The organism is Falsochrobactrum shanghaiense, from assembly GCF_003149535.1.
Classification (GTDB): Bacteria; Pseudomonadota; Alphaproteobacteria; order Rhizobiales; family Rhizobiaceae; genus Brucella; species Brucella shanghaiense.
Genome location: NZ_QGDB01000003.1, coordinates 576,934 through 595,040, shown reverse-complemented (window position 1 = coordinate 595,040; position 18,107 = coordinate 576,934). Strand labels below are relative to the sequence as shown.

Genomic DNA, 18,107 nt, shown 5'->3' with positions numbered 1-18,107 from the left:
GCAACTGCCCTCGAATCAATCCATGACATGTTTGAGTCCTGCGCGGAAATAATCCCATCCTGTATATAGGGTGAGAAGCGCGGAAACCCAAAGCAGAAGGATGCCCATTTCGGTCGTATAGGGCAGCACCTTGTCTCCGGCAGGGCCAGCCAGCAGGAAAGCAAGGGCCACCATCTGCGCGGTGGTTTTCCATTTCGCAAGCCGCGAAACGGGAACGCTGACTTTCAGTTCTGCGAGATATTCACGCAGGCCCGCGATAAGAATTTCACGGCAGAGAATGATGATCGCCGCCCATAGCGTCCAACCGGCTATGGTCCCGTCGGCGGCCAGCAGCAGAAGGCAGGCGGAAACCAGCAGCTTGTCGGCGATCGGATCAAGCATGCGGCCGATGTTCGAGGTCTGTTTCCAGATACGCGCCAGATAGCCATCGAGAAAATCGGTGATGCTGGCGACGACAAAAATCCCCAAGGCGGTCCAGCGGGCGAAATCGCTCGATTGCAGACGGCCTTCTATGAAGAAGCATAGAACGACTATCGGCACGGCAATTATGCGACCGTAAGTCAGCATGTTGGGCAAAGAGAGAGTATGGTTTTTCTTCATTGTACCGCCGCATCGTTTATTAGCATCCATCATCATCAGGGATGGCAGAGAAAATCAACACCTTCGCCCTTGTTCTGGCGGGGCGTAATGCCGCCTGTGGAGTATTTGCGGGTGTGCGAAGACAATTTTCCGTTACCGGTCGTGAAAATGGCTGTGAATGGTGCGCGCCATGGCTTCCGATATGCCTTCAATCTGCATGAGATCTTCCACCGCCGCGCGTGAAACGGCTTTCGCGGTGCCGAAATGATGCAGCAGGGCACGTTTGCGCATCGGTCCGATTCCTGCAATTTCATCGAGAGGATTGGCGACCATCTCCTTCTTGCGACGTGCCCGATGCGTGCCGATGGCAAAGCGGTGGGCTTCGTCGCGCAGGCGCTGGACGAAATACAGAACCGGATCGCGCGGCGGCAAGGTGAAGGGCTGCTTGCCCTCGACAAAAAACCGCTCTCGTCCGGCCTCGCGATCGACACCCTTGGCGATGCCGATGGCGGTAACCAGCTGGCCGATTCCCATCTCAGCGAGAATCTGGCGCACCGCGCCAACCTGCCCCTGTCCGCCATCGATGAGAATGACATCGGGCCATGCGGGGAAATGATCGTCTGCTTCGTCGCCATTTGGCGGCTTGGGCATGTTGCCGCCCTCATCATGCTCCCCGCCGTGCTCCCGGCCGTGCTCTTTGACGAGACGTGAAAAGCGGCGTGCGATCACCTCACGCATCATGCCGAAATCGTCGCCCGGCGTGATGTCCGTCGAGCGGATATTGAATTTACGATATTGGTTCTTGATGAACCCCTCTGCTCCGGCGACGATCATGCCGCCGACCGCATTGGTGCCCATGATATGCGAATTGTCATAGACTTCGATGCGGCGCGGAATGTGGGGCAGTTCGAATGTTTCGGAAAAACCCTTGAGCAACCGTGCCTGCGAGGATGTTTCGGCCAGCCTGCGTCCCAGCGCTTCGCGCGCATTGGTGAGGGCATGATCGACCAGCTCCTTTTTCTCCCCGCGTTGCGGCACATTGACCTGCACCCGTCGCTCGGCGCGTGAGGAAAGAGCCTCTGCGATCAGCGACTGGTCGTCGACCGTCTCGGAAAGAAGGACGAGGCGCGGAATGGGCTTGCCGTCATAAAATTGCGACAGGAAGGCGCCCAGCACTTCGGCCCCGCCAAGCGAGCTATCGGCTCTGGGGAAGTAGGCGCGATTGCCCCAGTTCTGGCCGGTGCGGAAGAAAAAGACCTGAATACAGGTCATGCCGCCATCCTGGTAAATGGCAAAAACATCCGCTTCTTCAAGTGTTTGCGGATTGATTCCCTGATGCGATTGCACATGCGACAGCGCCGAGAGCCTGTCGCGATAAATGGCGGCATGCTCGAAATCGAGTTCGTCCGATGCCGCCTGCATGGCCGCGGCAAGATGATCCTTCACCTTCTGGCTTTTGCCGGAAAGAAAGGCTTTCGCCTCGCTCACCAGTTCCGCATAATCCTCGTCGCTGATCTCATGGGTGCAGGGGCCGGAGCAGCGTTTGATCTGATAGAGCAGGCAGGGGCGCGTCCGGCTTTCAAACACCGAATCGGTGCATGTGCGCAGCAAAAATGCACGTTGCAGGGCATTGATCGTGCGCGTGACGGCTCCGCCGGAGGCAAAAGGCCCGAAATATTCGCCCGCACGGCTGCGCGCGCCGCGATGCTTGAAAATGCCGGGTGCGCGGTGAGCACCGCTCAGCAGAATATATGGAAATGATTTGTCGTCGCGCAGCAGCACATTGAAGCGGGGCCGCAACCGTTTGATAAGATTGGCCTCCAGCAGCAGCGCTTCGGTCTCGGTGCGCGTGACCACGAATTCCATGGTTACGGTTTCATGGATCATGCGCGTAATGCGGTTGGAATGACCAACGCCGCGCGCATAATTGGAAACCCGCTTCTTGAGGCTCCGTGCCTTGCCGACATACAGAACATCGCCATCGCTGTTGAACATGCGATAGACGCCGGGGCTGTTTGGCAGATGCCTGACGAAAGCATTGATGATGTCGGGACCGCTCAATCCCTTGGTATCGGGAAGACCGTCGGATGAATCCCATTGAATGAGTTCAACAGCGGAAGGAGCGGCTGGCGCGATCTCTTCGAGCGCGTCATTGTCCTCGTCTGGTTCGTCATCCCCCGCGATGATCCCCGCGACCGCCATCTCATCGCCGGGATCGATGGATGGAGCGGGATCATCATTGATTTTACTGCGGCCGGTCATTCTGTAATTCCTGCTATATCCGGCGTTTCCCACGCCAGATGCTGTCCGCCGTCCAGCGCGATCATCTGCCCGGTGACGGAGCGGTTTTCCCAGAAATAACGAACAGTACGACCAAATTCCGACAGATCGGGGGCGCGCTGCAAGGGCAGGTGGCTTACCTGCAGCTCGAAATCCGCCATCTTCTGCCGTTCGCTCGGCAAAGTGGGGCCGGGTGCTATGGCATTGACGCGAATACGCGGCGCAAGGGCTTGCGCAAGCGTCTTGGTGGCATTCCACAAGGCTGCTTTGGAAAGCGTATAGGAGAAGAAATTCGGGTTCAGCTTCCATACGCGCTGATCGATAATATTGACGATAAGAGCGCTTGCTGCCCCGGGCAATGTCTTCGCCATTTCTTCCGCAAGAACGACGGGGGTCTTGAGATGAAGGGCGAAATGACGGTCCCAAAGCTGCATGTCGAGAGCGCCGATATTGTCGTCTTCAAACAGCGAGGCATTGTTGACCAGCAATCGAATGGGGCCGATCTCGCTGGCGGCTTTATGCAGAAGGCCGCGTACTTCGCCCTCGTTTGTCAGATCGGCCTGCACGAGGCTGGCCTTGCCGCCGCGTCCGTTGATCGCAGCGGCCAGCATATGGCCTTCATCGAGCGAATGATTGCAATGGATAGCCACGGGAAAGCCCTGCGCCGCCAGATCTTCGACGATGGCTTTTCCAATGCGCCGTGCTCCGCCGGTGACCAATACGGGGCAATCTACAAGCGGATGGGCATCGGGATTATCCAACACGGTAAATACTTTCTTATCGTGATTCATCGCTTCAATTCATGCCATTTTGCCAGATAAAATACAGGGAAAATAGCGCGCTATTTTGTTTTAGTTGATAAAAACCCAATTAAATCAAGGGTTTTGATGCAGATTGCCGATCAGGGCCCAGCCTCATGGCGTCGATATGCTTTCATATAGGTGAGCATGCAGAGCGTTGCGAGAATGCAACATCGTATTTTTGCCACCTTCTCGTCAGCTTCTCTTCACAGAAGCGGTCAGATCATGCCGCATTTACCCACGATATATCTGTCCGGTTAGCGCGGCATAGGCGGTTCACTCCCGAAATCGCCTGCCCGATAAGGGACCGCGCCACAGTAATTAATAAGGAGAATGCCATGCGCACTCTTAAATCACTTGTAATCGCTTCGGCTGCGCTGCTGCCGTTCTCTGCAACCGCTTTTGCTGCTGACGCCATCATGGAACAGCCACCTGTTCCTGCGCCGGTTGAAATTGCTCCGCAGTCGAGCTGGGCTGGCGGTTATACCGGTCTTTATCTCGGCTATGGCTGGAACAAGGTCAAGACCAACACCGACGGCACCATCAAGCCGGACGATCTGAAGGCTGGCGCCTATGCCGGCTGGAACTTCCAGCAGGATCAGTTCGTATATGGTGTTGAAGGTGACGCCGGTTATTCCTGGGCCAAGAAGTCCAAGAATGGTCTGGAAGCCAAGCAGGGCTTTGAAGGCTCGCTGCGTGGCCGTCTGGGCTACGACCTGAACCCCGTCATGCCATACGTCACCGCTGGTGTTGCTGGCGCACAGGTCAAGCTTGACAACGGCATTGAAGACGAAAGCAAGTTCCGCGTCGGCTGGACTGCTGGTGCCGGTCTTGAAGCCAAGTTGACCGAAAACATTCTGGGCCGCGTTGAATACCGCTACACCCAGTTCGGCAACAAGACCTATGATTTGGGCACCGAGTCGGTGCGTAACAAGCTCGACACCCACGACATTCGTGTAGGCGTTGGCTACAAGTTCTGATTGCTATCAGTCGAACGAAAGAAGCCGGGCAATTTGCCCGGCTTTTTTATTGTTGCTGGGAATGGTCTAGAGCATGTCGCCCGAAAGTGGGAACCGGTTTCGGGATAACGACATGCGTAAAAACAACAACTTAAAGCGCAAGGAGCGAATCTGAAAGATCGCGACACGCTTTAACGCGAAGCGGGCATGAGAACCGAGCGGCTGCGGCAGGCATTGGCGTCAACCTGCTTGCAGCTGCGAAAATCCAGATCCTTGCTCATGCAGATGCGCACTTCCTGAAGATGATTTCTCTGGCAGGAAACCGAAATGCCGCCCGCCTTCATGCCCGGATTGGCTGCGATGAAAGCCTTTTCGATCAGCATCGGATCGACCCGCCGTCCGGTGGCAAGATTGCGCAGGCTGGGCGGGATGTTCACCTGTTCGTGCGCCTGTCGCATGGTTGCAAAATAATCGCGCTGGCCAAGGCCCGAGCAGCTTCCATGTTTGCGCCATTGATAGGCTGCAAGCCCGGTGGAGGGCATGATGTCGGATAGACCCGACAAAACCTGGCGGGGGACATAGCTGCCGCGATTGCCGCTGCCGTCCAGCGAGCAATTGGCGGGATAGCCCCATTCATTCTGGGGCCACAAGCCATGCACGACAAAACCGAATGGCCTGCCGGAGCCGCATTGCTGCCTGTTGGCCCTTGGGCCTTCCAGTGCGCAATAGCTGGGCGACCACGACAGGGCGAGCACGTAAAAATCGAAATCGCCGGGGCGGCTGTTGCCCATCTCCTGCGCCGTGCCGGAAGGCGCGGCCAGAGCAGATGCGACAAGTAGAGCTGGAATCACCGCCAGCTTGCGCAGCATTAGCGCAGAACGCGGCAATTGGCATCATAGACGTTCCAGCGGTCGAAGCCGTCGACGCAGAATTCGACATTCTGCCCGACGCCCGCAAACCCCTGACCTTCCTCGACCATATACCACACGGAACGATATTGACCGTCGCTCAGCACCGCCGTTGCCTTGCAATAGGTGCGCTCGATTTCCGCAGGATTGGTCTTGGGTTCATAGCGCGTCAGCCGCACATCGCTCATGGCGGAAATGGCGACCTGCGGAAGATTGGGTACATGGCGTACCTGATAGCCGAAATCGGCCACCACGCTGCGCAGCACGCTCTGCTGGCTGCACAGTCCGGCATCGCTGACGCCTGCGGGAGCGGGTGCAACATAGTCCGCCGCGCTTGCGGGCAGGGAGGCAATCGTCAGGGGAAGAATGGAAGCGGCCAGAAAAGCAGCCTTCGAAAACTGTCCGATGCGGTTCAACTTGCGTTGCATGTCTTTTTCCTGTCCTGCAATCCGGGGCTAATTCTTTGCAAGCAGTTTCTTTCAGCAATCCACGCGGGTCAAGAGCGATCCGTCTCGCTGCGTATCCATTGCATACGGAAATTGCTTCCCTTTTCTTCACTCAGCAATCGATTAAGGCAGGGAAGCAGAATTTGCATCTCACTTTCGAGTGTATAGGGCGGATTGACGATAATCATGCCCGTACCGTCAAGGCGCGGCTCCGGCGAAGCGCCGCGAATCGCAAGCTCTATCTGCAGGATCTTGGCAATGCCCGTTTCCCGCAGGCGCCTTGTGAAGCGCTCCACTTGCCCGCGATCCTTGACGGGATACCAGAACGCATAGATGCCGCCCGAAAAGCGCCGATGCGCTTTGACAAGCCCGTCAACAAGACGATCAAACTCGCCTTCCTTTTCAAAAGGCGGGTCGACCAGAATCAGCCCGCGCTTTTCCTTGGGCGGCAGATGCGCGCCAAGCGACAGCCAGCCATCCAGTTCGATGACACGCACCTGAATGTCCCCGGCAAAGAGCCTCGCAAGTCTGGCCGCGTCCTGCGGATGCAGTTCGAGTGCCGAAAGACGATCCTGCCTGCGCAGTAAATGGCGTGTCAGCAAGGGTGAACCGGGATAGTGTCGCAGCCCGCCTTGCGGGTTGACCGCGCGAACGGCTTCAAGATAGGGCGTGAGCAGTTCGACAGCCTGCGGCTCGATCCGCCCGTTTTTTTCTGCATCGACCACCCGCCCGATGCCGCCGTTCCACTCGCCGGTTTTCTCCGCTTCGGTTGCATGGAGATCGTAAAGCCCGATCCCCGCATGGGTATCGATGACGCGGAAGGCCTGATCCTTATGTTTGAGATATTCGATGATGCGCGAAAGGATGACGTGCTTGACGACGTCGGCAAAGTTTCCAGCATGATAGGCGTGGCGGTAATTCATGATTGCGCTTGTTTCATGCCTTGCCTCTTTCAGCAATATACGCAGTCGTTTTATTGTGACATAAAATCGTCGTCCATCCTTCACGGTACGCCGCCGCAGAAATCTGTTTGCGGGGCTGCGGGCCTGCGGTAAGGAAATAGCATGAGCCAAATATCCACCAGAGCGAATATCACAATCGGCCATTCCGCCTGTCCGCATGATTGCCCGTCCACCTGCGCGCTCGACATCGAGTTGCTGGACGAACGCACCATTGGCCGCGTGCGCGGCGCAAAGGACAACAGCTATACCGCTGGCGTCATCTGCGCCAAGGTCGCGCGCTATGCCGAGCGCGCCCATCATCCCGACCGGCTGAAATATCCGCTGCTGCGCGCAGGCCGCAAGGGCGGGGGCGAATGGAAGCGGGCATCATGGGAAGCAGCGCTTGATCTTGTCGCAGAGCGCTTTGAGAAGGCCGAGCAGGATTTCGGCAGCGAGAGCGTCTGGCCCTTTTATTATGCCGGCACGATGGGGCTGGTGCAGCGTGATTCCATTCACCGCCTGCGTCATGCCAAGGGCTATTCGAACCAGTTTGACAGCTATTGCACCAATACTGCCTGGACCGGCTATTTTGCCGGAACCGGCAGCCTGACGGGGCCTGACCCGCGCGAAATGGCCAAAGCCGATGTGGTGGTTATCTGGGGCACCAATGCCGCAGCCACGCAGGTCAATGTCATGACCCATGCGGTGCGGGCGCGTAAAGAGCGCGGCGCAAAGATCGTCGTCATCGACATCTACGCCAATGCAACCGTGCGGCAGGCCGATATGGGCATCGTACTCAAACCCGGCACCGATGGAGCCTTTGCCTGCGCGGTGATGCATGTGCTGTTTCGCGACGGCCTTGCCGACCGGGATTATCTTGAGCGCTATACCGACGACCCGAAGGGGCTTGAAGCGCATTTGCAAACCCGCACCCCGCAATGGGCTGCGGGAATTACCGGACTGTCGGTTGCGGAAATTGAGGCTTTCGCCCATCTTGTCGGCAAGACGAAGCGCACCTTCTTCCGCCTTGGCTATGGCTTTACCCGCCAGCGCAACGGCGCGGTCAATATGCACGCTGCGGCTTCCATCGCCTGCGTGACCGGGGCCTTCCAATATGAGGGAGGCGGCGCGTTTCATTCCAATTCCGACATTTTCCGCATGGACAAGCGCGAGATCGAAGGCCGCGCTTTCCAGAAGAACGGAATTCGCTATCTCGACCAGTCGAAGATTGGCCGAATTCTGACCGGCGACCGTGAGGCGCTTTACGACGGCCCGCCTGTCAAGGCGCTGCTCATCCAGAACACCAATCCGATGAATGTGACGCCCGAACAGCGTCTGGTGCGTGAAGGCTTTGCGCGCAAAGACCTTTTTACCGTGGTGCATGAGCAGTTCATGACCGATACGGCGAAAATGGCCGATGTCGTCCTGCCCGCCACCACCTTTCTTGAGCATGACGATATTTATCGTGGCGGCGGCCAGCAGCATGTGGTGCTGGGGCCGAAGCTGATCGAAGCTCATGCCGAAGCGCAGCCGAATCTCTATGTCATCAATGAACTGGCGAAACGGCTGGGGGTGGGGCATTTGCCCGGTTTCGATCTCGATGAACGCACGCTGATCGACAATATGAACGCCAAAAGCGATCTGCCGCATTTTGACGAATTGAAGCAAAAGCGCTTCGTGGATATACAGCCGCCCTTTGAGGAAGCGCATTATATCCATGGCTTCAAATGGCCGGACGGCAAGTTCCGCTTCCGCCCCGACTGGCTGGGAAGCCTTGCGCCAAACAGGCCTCCGCAATCAATGGGATTGCAGGGGCCTTATCAGATGATGCCGCAATTTCCTGACCATTGGGAAGTGATCGAAGCAGCCGATGAGGAGCATCCTTTCCGCCTTGCGACATCGCCTGCCCATAATTTCCTCAATTCGACTTTCGCCGAAACGCCGACTTCTTCCGTCAAGGAAATGCGTCCGCAATTGCTCATCCATCCTGAAGATGCAGCAAGACTTGGCATTGCCGATGGCGAGCGGATTGAAATCGGCAACCATCGCGGTGAAGTCGTGCTTCATGCCTGTATTCGTGCGGGTCACAAGCGCGGTGTGGTTATTTCAGAGGGGATTTTTCCCAATTCCGCCTTCGAGCGCGGCGAGGGGATCAACACGCTGACCGGAGCCGATGCGCCCGCGCCTTATGGCGGACTTGCGGTTCACGATACAAAGATCTGGATCAGAAAAGCCCCCGCGCCGTAAATATTGGGGCGCGGGGTTAGGTTAGAAATCAGCCTACATAGTTCAGCTTGAGCTTGGAAAGGCCAACGGCTGCATTGAGGCCCTTCTGGCCCTGCACCGAAATCGGTTGCAGCGAGATCGTTTTCCAGGAACCGCCGGTCAGAATATTCGTGCCTGCCCCGATCCCGATCGCGGCATTGGCGGACGCGCCGACATAGCGGCCCTTGAGCGCGCCTTGCGGGCGAACCGTGGGTGCCCATACGGCCCAGGCGACCGTGCCGCCATTGATGAAGCCGACATCGACGCCCAGCTTGGTGATATTACCGGTATAATATTCAACCGGACCATGGCCGCGTATGGGCTTGAACACGCAGTCCACATCCTGTTGGCTGCCGATGATCACGCCGATTGCCGGTGAGATGTCGCAGGTCAATGTGCCAACTTCCGAGCGCGGCTGGGTGCGCCCGGATGTGGGCGGCGGAACCATATCCGCAGCGATTGCCGGAACGGTCAGCGCCACGCCGGAAATGACAGCCATGGCGGACAGGAAGGAAGTCGAAAAGCGGAGAGACATGATATTTGTCCTCTTCTATTAAGCATATTGAATGAGGCGGCGACGCCTCTGATGAAAAGCCCTATACAGCTTCCCAACGTCTGACTTAGGGCGCTCGTTCCCGAATTAAAGTTTTGGCGCGCAAAAATCATGAGGCGATGCGCTGGCGCCACACAGCTTACAGGCTGATGATCATTGCATCTTGCTGTGCTGCATTGCCCGGGGCTTCTCCGGCGGCGAATTGACGCAAGGCCCGTGCGTAAATGCTGTGTTCCGCCTTCAATACACGCGCGGCAAGCGTTTCGCTGGTGTCGCCGGAGCAGACAGGAACCGCAGCCTGCGCCAGAATAGGGCCTTCATCCATGGCTTCGGTCACCAGATGCACGGTGCAGCCCGCAAGCTTCATGCCGGAGTCGAGCGCGCGCTGATGCGTGTTCAGTCCGGGAAAAAGCGGCAGGAGAGAAGGGTGGATATTGAGAATACGCCCTTCATAAAGCGTGATGAAGCGCGCCGATAAAAGCCGCATATAACCTGCCAGACATATGATGTCGGGCCTGATCTCTGAGAGAGCGGCGAGGATCGCCTCTTCATGCGCGTCTTTGGATGCATAATCCTTGCGCGTGAAAACCTGCGTGGCAATGCCCGCTGCCTGTGCCTTGGCAAGCCCGCCCGCATCCGCCTTGTCGGAAAAGACCGCTACAATTTCAGCCGGATAATCGGTTGCCTGCGTGGCAGCGATCAGCGCCTCCATATTGGAGCCGCCGCCTGAAATAAAAATGACGACCCGTTTGCGGCTCATAGAGCAAGCGCACCCTGATAGACGACACCATCACCTTCGCGCTTGACCATGCGGCCCAGCGTGATTGCCTTTTCACCTTCGGCAGCAAGGGCTGCGACGACTTCGTCTGCCTTGTCCGGACTTACGACCACGATCATGCCGATGCCGCAATTGAATGTGCGCAGCATTTCAAGCGCTTCCACGCTGCCGGTTTTGGCAAGCCATGAGAAGACCGGCGGAACGGCGATTGCCTCGAGATTGATTTCTGCGGCAAGTCCTTGTGGCAGGACGCGCGGAATATTATCGGGGAAGCCGCCGCCGGTGATATGCGCCAGCGCCTTGATGCCATCGGATGCGCGGATCGCCGCCAGCAAGGGCTTCACATATATGCGCGTCGGGGTGAGCAATGCTTCACCGAGCGTTGAACCGGGCTGGAATGGCGCTTCGGATTTCCAGCCAAGGCCCGACATTTCCACGATGCGCCGCACCAGCGAAAAACCGTTGGAATGAACGCCCGAAGAGGGGAGCCCGAAAATGATGTCGCCCTCGCCAACATCGCCGCGCGGCAAAAGACGGTTGCGTTCTGCGGCACCCACGGCAAAGCCCGCAAGATCATAATCACCATCGCGATACATGCCGGGCATTTCCGCCGTTTCGCCGCCGATCAGCGCGCATCCGGCCTGAAGACAGCCTTCGGCAATGCCCGAAACGATGGCCACGCCCTGATCGGGCGAGAGTTTGCCGGTGGCAAAATAATCGAGAAAGAACAGCGGCTCCGCACCCTGCACGACGAGATCGTTGACGCACATGGCGACCAGATCGATACCGACCGTGTCGTGCTTGTCGGCATCGATTGCGATCTTGAGCTTGGTGCCCACACCATCATTGGCGGCGACCAGAACCGGATCGGTGAAACCGGCAGCTTTCAAATCGAACAGGCCGCCGAAACCGCCGATCTCGCCATCCGCGCCGGGGCGGCGTGTGGATCGCACCAGCGGTTTGATCTTGTCGACCATCAGGTTCCCGGCATCAATATCGACGCCAGCCTGCGCATAGGTAAGCCCTGTCTTGCTATCGGTCTGGCTGGCAGGGTTGTTTTCCACGGTCATGACATGCTCCTGAAACTCGGCGCTATGCGCGGGGGAACCTTTACGCGCGCAATGGCACGAGATTGCGTGGCCTGCAAGACCGGCGGGCAGGAAAAGCACAAAACAGCGCGATAATCTGTCGAAACTTCTCAATATGGGAGGCTTGCACCAATGTCCGCACGCTTCTTCGCTCTCGCCGCTTTCTTCCGCCAGGCCATTGCGATAAAAGTAACCCGGTCCTGTTATAGCACAGCCCGGAACTGCATTTGCAGAGAATGGATCCACATGGTGAAAAAACCAGCGCCAGCGCGCGGGAGCGTAAACAAAACGATACCGCAATCGGACGCCACGGCGCGCGATGGCGACATTCATGTCAATGTGGAGGTGGGCGGCGGTTTGACGGGCACGACCATCCGCCGTCAGGCGGTCTTCTGGTTTGCCGCGATGGCCGTATTCGTGCTGTTCCTCGTCGTTTTCAGCTCGGTGCTGCTGCCTTTCGTGGCGGGTATGGCGCTGGCCTATTTTCTCGATCCGGTGGCCGACCGGCTGGAGCGATGGGGGCTTTCGCGACTGGCCGCTACTGTCCTCATCCTGCTGGCCTTTCTGGCGACGCTGGTTGTCGGCCTGATGATCGTCATCCCGATTCTCGCCACCCAGCTTGTCGATTTCATCTCCAAGCTGCCTGACTATGTTTCACAGGTACAGTCGCTGCTCGCCAATGAGAATTCGTACTGGCTCAAGCGTTATATCGGCATCGATAGCTCCGTCATTCGCGAAAATCTCAGCGCATTGCTTCAGCAGAGCGCCGGATTTTTATCGACGCTGCTCGAGTCGCTGTGGAATTCGGGGAAATCCCTCATCGATATTGCGGGACTTTTCGTCGTCACGCCCGTGGTCGCATTCTATATGCTGCTCGACTGGGACCATATGGTTGCAAGGATCGATTCCTGGGTGCCGCGCTCCCAGCTTTATACGGTTCGGCGCATTGCACGCGAAATGGATGCGGCTGTCGCAGGCTTCATCCGCGGGCAGGGAACCCTGTGCCTTATTCTGGGCACCTATTATGCCATCGGTCTTACCCTGACCGGCCTCAACTTTGGCCTGCTGATCGGCTTTTTTGCCGGACTTATCAGCTTTATTCCTTATGTCGGCTCCTTTATCGGCCTGACTCTCGCCATGGGTGTGGCACTGATGCAGTTCTGGCCTGACTGGTTCATGATCGTGGTGGTTGCTGCGGTATTTCTTTTCGGCCAGTTTGTGGAAGGCAATATTCTTCAGCCCAAGCTCGTCGGTTCTTCCGTCGGGCTGCATCCGGTGTGGTTGATGTTCGCATTATTTGCCTTCGGTTCCCTGTTCGGGTTCACGGGAATGCTGGTCGCTGTCCCCGCTGCCGCAGCCGTTGCGGTCCTTGTACGCTTTGCCCTGAACCGCTATCTGCATTCCCCGATGTACGATCCGCTCAATAAGCCACCCGATTCCGAGGCGGGGCCGCTTATCGAGGTTGGCGAGAATACGGGCGAGAAGCAATGAGACTGAAGAATGACCGGGCGGGAAATGCAGGAGGCAGCGATGATTGACGCACCGCGCCAGATTCCGCTTAATCTTGAGCATCAGCCCGCCTATCATCGCGACGATCTTATCGTCACCGCATCCAATCATACGGCAGTGGAACTTATCGACCGCTGGCCGAACTGGCTGACACCGGTGGCAGTCCTTGCCGGACCCACTGGCGCAGGCAAGACGCATCTTGCGGAAATCTGGCGCGCGACGACCGGCGCGCTTTTGCTCGATCCGAAATCCATCACGCAGGAAGCCGTCGCAATTGCTGCCGAGCGGCCGATTCTGATTGATAATATCGGCGACGAACCCTTTGATGAAACAGGTCTTTTTCATCTGATCAACAGCGTCCGGCTGAATGCGGCGCAGGGGCCGGGACCATCGCTGCTGATGACATCACGCCATCGTCCTATCAACTGGAATGTGGCCTTGCCCGATCTTGCTTCCCGGCTGAAAGCTGCCACTGTCGTCGAAATCGCCGAGCCGGACGATCTTCTGCTTTCGGGGGTCGTCTATAAACTGTTCGCCGACCGGCAGGTCAGCGTCGAGCCGCATGTCGTGAGCTATCTCGTCAGCCGCATGGAGCGCTCGCTTCTCTCGGCCATCCGCCTTGTCGAGCGGCTCGACCGCGCCGCGCTGGAGCAGAAAACCCGCATCACCCGCACGCTGGCCGCGCATGTGCTTTCGAAAACCGGTGAGAACGGAGGATGAGGGTCGCCGTTACCGGAGCCGGTGGTTTTATCGGAAGCGCACTTTCACGCCATCTGGAAGAATCGGGACATGAGGTCCGGCGGCTCTCGCGCTCCGCGCTTTCCGACCCCGATTTTTCGAGTGTCGAAACCGTCATTCATTGCGCCGCCCTTGCCCATCGCACAGGCAGTGCGCGCCCGCAGGCGGATGAATTCGACGCCATAAACCATCGCCTGACAGTCGATCTGGCGCAAAAAGCCCGGCAGGCGGGGGTGCAGCGCTTCATCTTCGTTTCAACCATCTACACGGTTGCGGGCAATCCATCCCCGCTGACACCGGATATGAAACTGGCCCCGCGGCCCGGCGATGATTATGGCCGGGCCAAGGCGCAGGCCGAGGCTGCGCTTGTTGCGCTGGATGGTATCGAGATCGTCATTGCCCGTCCTGTGCTGGTCTATGGGCCAGATGCGCGCGCCAATTTGCGGGCGCTGGTCAGGCTCTGCGATAGTCCGCTGCCTCTACCGTTCGGTCTGGCGAACAATCAGCGCAGTCTGGTATCGCTGGAGAATGTCGTACGGGCTTTGGCCTTTCTGGCCGAAGCCCCGGCAGAAAAAGCAGCGGGGAAAATTTTCCATCTGGCCGAGCCGCAGCCACGCTCGACCCGTGAACTTGTAATCAAGATCCGCGTGGCGCAGGACCGGCCATCGCGATTGGTGCCGGTTCCTGCCATCTTGATGAAGTGGCTTCTGACCGCTTTGGGGCGAAAGGCGCTCTACGATCAGCTTTATGGCGATCTCATTGCCGATTCATCGTCGCTGATGGCGGCGGGCTTTACCTATCTCCCCGGCGATCCGCATCTTGCCGCCATGACGAGAGCTGCGTCCAAGCGAAATTGAGGCGCTGCCTCCACATTTATTTGGACTGTACCCCGGTCGCAAAATGCTCCAAACTCATTTCGTTGACAGCCCGTGCCTGTGTTTTGAGGAGATTGAAATGGCTCAGAAAATGAAGGCGGCGATCTTTGCTGAAAAAGGCCGGATCGTTCTGGATGAAAAACCTGTTCCCGAAATCGGTCCGCTTGATGCTCTCGTCAGAATAACGACCACGACAATTTGCGGAACCGATATTCATATTCTCAAGGGAGAATATCCGGTCGAAAAAGGCCTCACCATCGGCCACGAACCGGTCGGCATCATTGAAAAGCTTGGTTCCGGCGTAACCGGCTTTGAGGAAGGGCAGCGCGTCATTGCCGGCGCGATCACGCCGTCCGGCTGGAGCCATGCATGCCTGTGCGGATGCGGGGCGCAGGATGGAGCCGGCACCAAACATGGCTGGAAGGCCATGGGCGGCTGGCGGCTCGGCAACACCATCGATGGCTGTCAGGCGGAATATGTGCGCATTCCCGACGCGATGGCCAATCTCGCGCCGATCCATGACGATGTGACTGACGAACAGGTATTGATGTGCCCCGACATCATGTCGACGGGATTTTCCGGTGCGGAAACCGGAAAAATCAGGATCGGGGATACGGTGGCGGTTTTTGCGCAAGGGCCGATCGGATTATGCGCCACGGCTGGCGCGCGGCTGATGGGCGCCACCCGCATCATCGCGGTCGATACGGTTCCCGCCCGTCTGGAAATGGCCAGGCGCATGGGCGCGGATGTCGTCGTAGACTTCAAACAGGAAGACCCGGTGGAAGCGATCATGCGCATCACGGACGGACGTGGCGTCGATGTGGCCATTGAAGCGCTCGGCACGCAATCGACCTTCGAGGCGGCGCTGCGGGTTCTTCGTCCCGGCGGGGTGCTTTCCAGTCTTGGCGTTTATTCGACCGACCTTAAAATCCCGCTCGACGCCTTCTCCGCGGGACTTGGCGATAAATCGATTCTCACCACCCTTTGTCCGGGCGGCAAGGAACGTATGCGCAGGATGCAGGAAGTGGTGGCGACGGGCAGGGCGGATCTTTCGGGGCTGGTCACCCATCGCTTCAGCCTCGACCAGATTGAAGAGGCCTATGACCTCTTCGCCAATCAGAGGGACGGCGTGCTCAAGGTTGCAATAACACCGTAACCGGTGCTGCATTTCCTAATTTTTGGGGCCGACCGCCAATGGCGGCTGGATGCGGGATTTGTGTTGCGATTGGAAAGGAACCGGCGCCGCGGGCTGCGGTTTCCTGGCAATCGATCCGGTAATCGTTCTCCCGCTGTCCGGTTTGCTGCGTCCGCCGACCAGTTGATTTTCATGCACCCAGCCGATCATGTTGGTCGAAGGGACCACGACACGATGCCAGCGGCCTGTCTTGCCGTAGGAACGCATCTCGCGGCCCTTTTCGACCGTGCCGATGGCGGGCGATTTATCCCATGCATTTTTGTGAATGGTAAGCTTAACTTTTGCAAAGATGACGGAAGGCGAATGGGCAGGTGTATTGGTGCCACGCGGAGGTGCGGGCAACCTGGCTGTGAGAACAGCGCTTTGTTCCGGCGGCTTCGGCCGGGCTGGCGCTACCGCCGCAGCCGGACGCGGAACGGGTCCAACGGCTTTGGCAAAATCTTTCGTCTCCTGCTTCGGCTGCGCTTTCCGTTCCGCAACAGCCTTTCTGGCTTCGGCCCTTTGTTCGGTCTTCACCGGGGCCGGGGGAGCAGGACGAGAGGCAGGGCGCTGGAACAAGGCCGTGAATGCGGCATGCGGGTCTTTATGCTGCGCAGTAGCCCAAAGGCTGAAAGCGCCAAGACCTAAAATAACACCCAGCGCCAGCAAAGGCGCGCTTGAACCCGATCCACTCTTGCGCTTGGTGGAGCGCTTGCGCGTGCGGGAGCTTCGTTTCTTTGCAGCCATTTGTTCAGTTCCTGTCCGAATCGCGACAGGAAGAGCCTAGCGGTTCTTCCTTCGCAATTGGTTACCGGCATGGCTGGCTGTTTATAAGCGGATTAGGAGGCGCTTAAACGGCTATTGTCAGGCCGCTAAGGTAGCGGCTGCCATCGAAATCCCAAGTCAATTTTTTCGAATATGCGACGGACTACCCTTCCGATGGCAATAAAAAACGCCGCGGAAGCGGCGTTTTTTAGGTAGTGATTGACTGGCTCATTCCTGCTCGGCAGTCTTGCTTTCCAGAACCGTTTCTCCCGAAGCGTGATCATTCCGCTTCTGGTTCAGTTCGTTTTGCTCGACCGCATTTCGAAATTCAGCCCATTCACGCTCATGACGACGGTGTAGCGCATCTGAAGTCTGGATAGCCATTTCGATCCTCCGTTTCTTGATAGTCCCATAACACAGAGGCGCGGAAAAAGTTTAATCACAATCCATAAGCGCTTGAAATCTAAATCGGTTTATATGTTTATAACTTTGATTTAAGTTAATTTTCCTCAATGGAAATACCATCTTCCCCGATTTTCATTTCGATGCCAGCGGGCTTTGTCTCTTCCCGATATACGTAAAACGCCAAGCCGGCGACCACGACAATAAGAGCGCCGACAATCAGATAAAGGCCATTTCGATTCATACTGGAAACTCTCCGAAACATGTTTGCCAGATTGAAACGCCGCAAATTGCATATGGTTCCGTCGAGCCTTGGAGCACCGATAACGGCTTGTTGTCTGCCTGGACATGGACAAATTCGATAGTTGCATTTCTATCGTGGGCTTTAGGCTCGCAGCCCGCCGCTTTTTTGTTGACCGATCCGGTTTGTTACTTCAGTCTTCTCACCCGAGGAGGACAGCATGGGGAGAATACTTATTCCATCGATCATTGCCGCCGCCCTTTTAGCCGGTTGTGGTGTGAGCGCATCCACTTACGCCACCGGCCAGCAAGCCTTGAAGGGAAGTCCTGCCGTAAGAAGCGATTTCATCAGGAATTGCACGCAGAAGATCAGAAACAAGCCTCTTAAAACGCGTCAGGCGATAGCGAAAGTTGCAAATACATCCGTGAAGGCGATGCCCGGCGTTTATTGTACCCGGCTCACACGAGGCATTGCTTCTGGTCGGCTTACCCATGCCGATGTAAACGCTGCTTCGCGAGGGCAGGTGACTCCGAACACGATCAAGGTCCTGCAAGGCGGATGATTGTGAGCGGTCTTTGACGAGTTTGGCGGCTTGTGCTGTCGGGTTTATTCCGTTCGTTCCATTATTTGGCTTTTGATTGAAAATAGCTCTTGCTTTGTCATGGCGAATTCTCTAGGGAAATCAGCGTCCGAATGGGCGACGGAGCGTAGCGCAGCCTGGTAGCGCACCTGATTTGGGATCAGGGGGTCGGAGGTTCGAATCCTCTCGCTCCGACCATTTTTTCAGAAGGCTTTTCAAGGGGTTA

General features: G+C 57.4%; 18 protein-coding genes, 1 tRNA gene and 1 pseudogene. 8 read left to right on the top strand and 12 right to left on the bottom strand.

Features of this window, described 5'->3' with window-relative positions; translation table 11 throughout:
• Window positions 1–15: 15 nt before the first annotated feature.
• The 3 genes and pseudogenes from pgsA to DKP76_RS10655 all read right to left on the bottom strand — a co-directional run bounded on the left by pgsA (window position 16) and on the right by DKP76_RS10655 (window position 3,650).
• Complete coding sequence (gene pgsA, locus DKP76_RS10665) at window positions 16–600, bottom strand: CDP-diacylglycerol--glycerol-3-phosphate 3-phosphatidyltransferase (RefSeq protein WP_109706404.1); 585 nt, start codon at window positions 598–600, stop codon at window positions 16–18.
• A 132-nt stretch (window positions 601–732) separates the two neighbouring features.
• Window positions 733–2,640 (bottom strand): annotated as a pseudogene (gene uvrC / locus DKP76_RS10660) (excinuclease ABC subunit UvrC); the annotation flags it as partial.
• A 197-nt stretch (window positions 2,641–2,837) separates the two neighbouring features.
• Complete coding sequence (locus DKP76_RS10655; protein WP_109706402.1) at window positions 2,838–3,650, bottom strand: SDR family oxidoreductase; 813 nt, start codon at window positions 3,648–3,650, stop codon at window positions 2,838–2,840.
• Between the two features lie 347 nt (window positions 3,651–3,997).
• On the opposite strand from DKP76_RS10655, the gene omp25 reads away from it, so the two are divergent.
• Entirely contained in the window at window positions 3,998–4,639 is a 642-nt protein-coding gene (gene omp25 / locus DKP76_RS10650) for an outer membrane protein Omp25 (protein WP_109706401.1), read from the top strand.
• A gap of 170 nt (window positions 4,640–4,809) precedes the next feature.
• Here omp25 and DKP76_RS10645 read toward each other — a convergent pair whose 3' ends face one another.
• The 3 genes from DKP76_RS10645 to DKP76_RS10635 form a co-directional block, all read right to left on the bottom strand.
• The gene (locus tag DKP76_RS10645) at window positions 4,810–5,487 is read right to left on the bottom strand and encodes a ribonuclease T2 family protein (protein ID WP_109706400.1); all 678 of its coding nucleotides are present in this window, start codon (window positions 5,485–5,487) and stop codon (window positions 4,810–4,812) included.
• Entirely contained in the window at window positions 5,487–5,954 is a 468-nt protein-coding gene (locus tag DKP76_RS10640; protein WP_109706399.1) for a phage portal protein, read from the bottom strand. Before DKP76_RS10640 ends, DKP76_RS10645 begins: the two co-directional genes overlap by 1 nt.
• A gap of 68 nt (window positions 5,955–6,022) precedes the next feature.
• On the bottom strand, window positions 6,023–6,895 hold the full coding sequence (locus DKP76_RS10635) for a 23S rRNA (adenine(2030)-N(6))-methyltransferase RlmJ (RefSeq protein ID WP_109706398.1): 873 nt from the start codon (window positions 6,893–6,895) through the stop codon (window positions 6,023–6,025).
• A 141-nt stretch (window positions 6,896–7,036) separates the two neighbouring features.
• Between DKP76_RS10635 and DKP76_RS10630 the strand changes: the two genes are divergently transcribed.
• The gene (locus DKP76_RS10630; protein ID WP_109706397.1) at window positions 7,037–9,160 is read left to right on the top strand and encodes a molybdopterin oxidoreductase family protein; all 2,124 of its coding nucleotides are present in this window, start codon (window positions 7,037–7,039) and stop codon (window positions 9,158–9,160) included.
• A 28-nt stretch (window positions 9,161–9,188) separates the two neighbouring features.
• Here the strand turns inward: DKP76_RS10630 and DKP76_RS10625 are convergent, their stop codons facing one another.
• The 3 genes from DKP76_RS10625 to purM form a co-directional block, all read right to left on the bottom strand.
• Entirely contained in the window at window positions 9,189–9,713 is a 525-nt protein-coding gene (locus DKP76_RS10625) for a DUF992 domain-containing protein (protein ID WP_109706396.1), read from the bottom strand.
• Between the two features lie 157 nt (window positions 9,714–9,870).
• Window positions 9,871–10,491: a phosphoribosylglycinamide formyltransferase gene (purN, locus tag DKP76_RS10620; protein WP_109706395.1), complete on the bottom strand. Its 621-nt coding sequence runs from the start codon at window positions 10,489–10,491 to the stop codon at window positions 9,871–9,873.
• Window positions 10,488–11,579, bottom strand: coding sequence for a phosphoribosylformylglycinamidine cyclo-ligase (gene purM, locus DKP76_RS10615; protein WP_109706394.1), 1,092 nt, complete (start codon window positions 11,577–11,579; stop codon window positions 10,488–10,490). Before purM ends, purN begins: the two co-directional genes overlap by 4 nt.
• Window positions 11,580–11,843: 264 nt before the next feature.
• Here purM and DKP76_RS10610 point away from each other — a divergent pair, with 264 nt between their 5' ends.
• The 4 genes from DKP76_RS10610 to DKP76_RS10595 all read left to right on the top strand — a co-directional run bounded on the left by DKP76_RS10610 (window position 11,844) and on the right by DKP76_RS10595 (window position 15,875).
• The gene (locus DKP76_RS10610; RefSeq protein WP_109706393.1) at window positions 11,844–13,088 is read left to right on the top strand and encodes an AI-2E family transporter; all 1,245 of its coding nucleotides are present in this window, start codon (window positions 11,844–11,846) and stop codon (window positions 13,086–13,088) included.
• A gap of 39 nt (window positions 13,089–13,127) precedes the next feature.
• Window positions 13,128–13,826, top strand: coding sequence for a DnaA regulatory inactivator HdaA (hdaA, locus tag DKP76_RS10605; protein ID WP_109706583.1), 699 nt, complete (start codon window positions 13,128–13,130; stop codon window positions 13,824–13,826).
• Complete coding sequence (locus DKP76_RS10600; protein WP_109706392.1) at window positions 13,823–14,701, top strand: NAD-dependent epimerase/dehydratase family protein; 879 nt, start codon at window positions 13,823–13,825, stop codon at window positions 14,699–14,701. The genes hdaA and DKP76_RS10600 overlap by 4 nt, the downstream gene beginning before the upstream one ends.
• A 97-nt stretch (window positions 14,702–14,798) precedes the next feature.
• Complete coding sequence (locus tag DKP76_RS10595) at window positions 14,799–15,875, top strand: NAD(P)-dependent alcohol dehydrogenase (protein ID WP_109706391.1); 1,077 nt, start codon at window positions 14,799–14,801, stop codon at window positions 15,873–15,875.
• A gap of 15 nt (window positions 15,876–15,890) precedes the next feature.
• Here DKP76_RS10595 and DKP76_RS10590 read toward each other — a convergent pair whose 3' ends face one another.
• From DKP76_RS10590 to DKP76_RS19375, 3 genes are all read right to left on the bottom strand, one after another.
• Entirely contained in the window at window positions 15,891–16,640 is a 750-nt protein-coding gene (locus tag DKP76_RS10590; RefSeq protein ID WP_109706390.1) for a hypothetical protein, read from the bottom strand.
• 246 nt (window positions 16,641–16,886) lie between these two features.
• The gene (locus DKP76_RS19380; protein ID WP_199224793.1) at window positions 16,887–17,042 is read right to left on the bottom strand and encodes a hypothetical protein; all 156 of its coding nucleotides are present in this window, start codon (window positions 17,040–17,042) and stop codon (window positions 16,887–16,889) included.
• A 115-nt stretch (window positions 17,043–17,157) separates the two neighbouring features.
• On the bottom strand, window positions 17,158–17,304 hold the full coding sequence (locus DKP76_RS19375; protein WP_199224792.1) for a hypothetical protein: 147 nt from the start codon (window positions 17,302–17,304) through the stop codon (window positions 17,158–17,160).
• Window positions 17,305–17,521: 217 nt separating this feature from the next.
• Between DKP76_RS19375 and DKP76_RS10585 the strand changes: the two genes are divergently transcribed.
• Complete coding sequence (locus DKP76_RS10585; RefSeq protein WP_109706389.1) at window positions 17,522–17,863, top strand: hypothetical protein; 342 nt, start codon at window positions 17,522–17,524, stop codon at window positions 17,861–17,863.
• A 139-nt stretch (window positions 17,864–18,002) separates the two neighbouring features.
• Window positions 18,003–18,079: transfer RNA gene (locus tag DKP76_RS10580), tRNA-Pro, on the top strand.
• The last annotated feature ends 28 nt before the right edge of the window (window positions 18,080–18,107 follow it).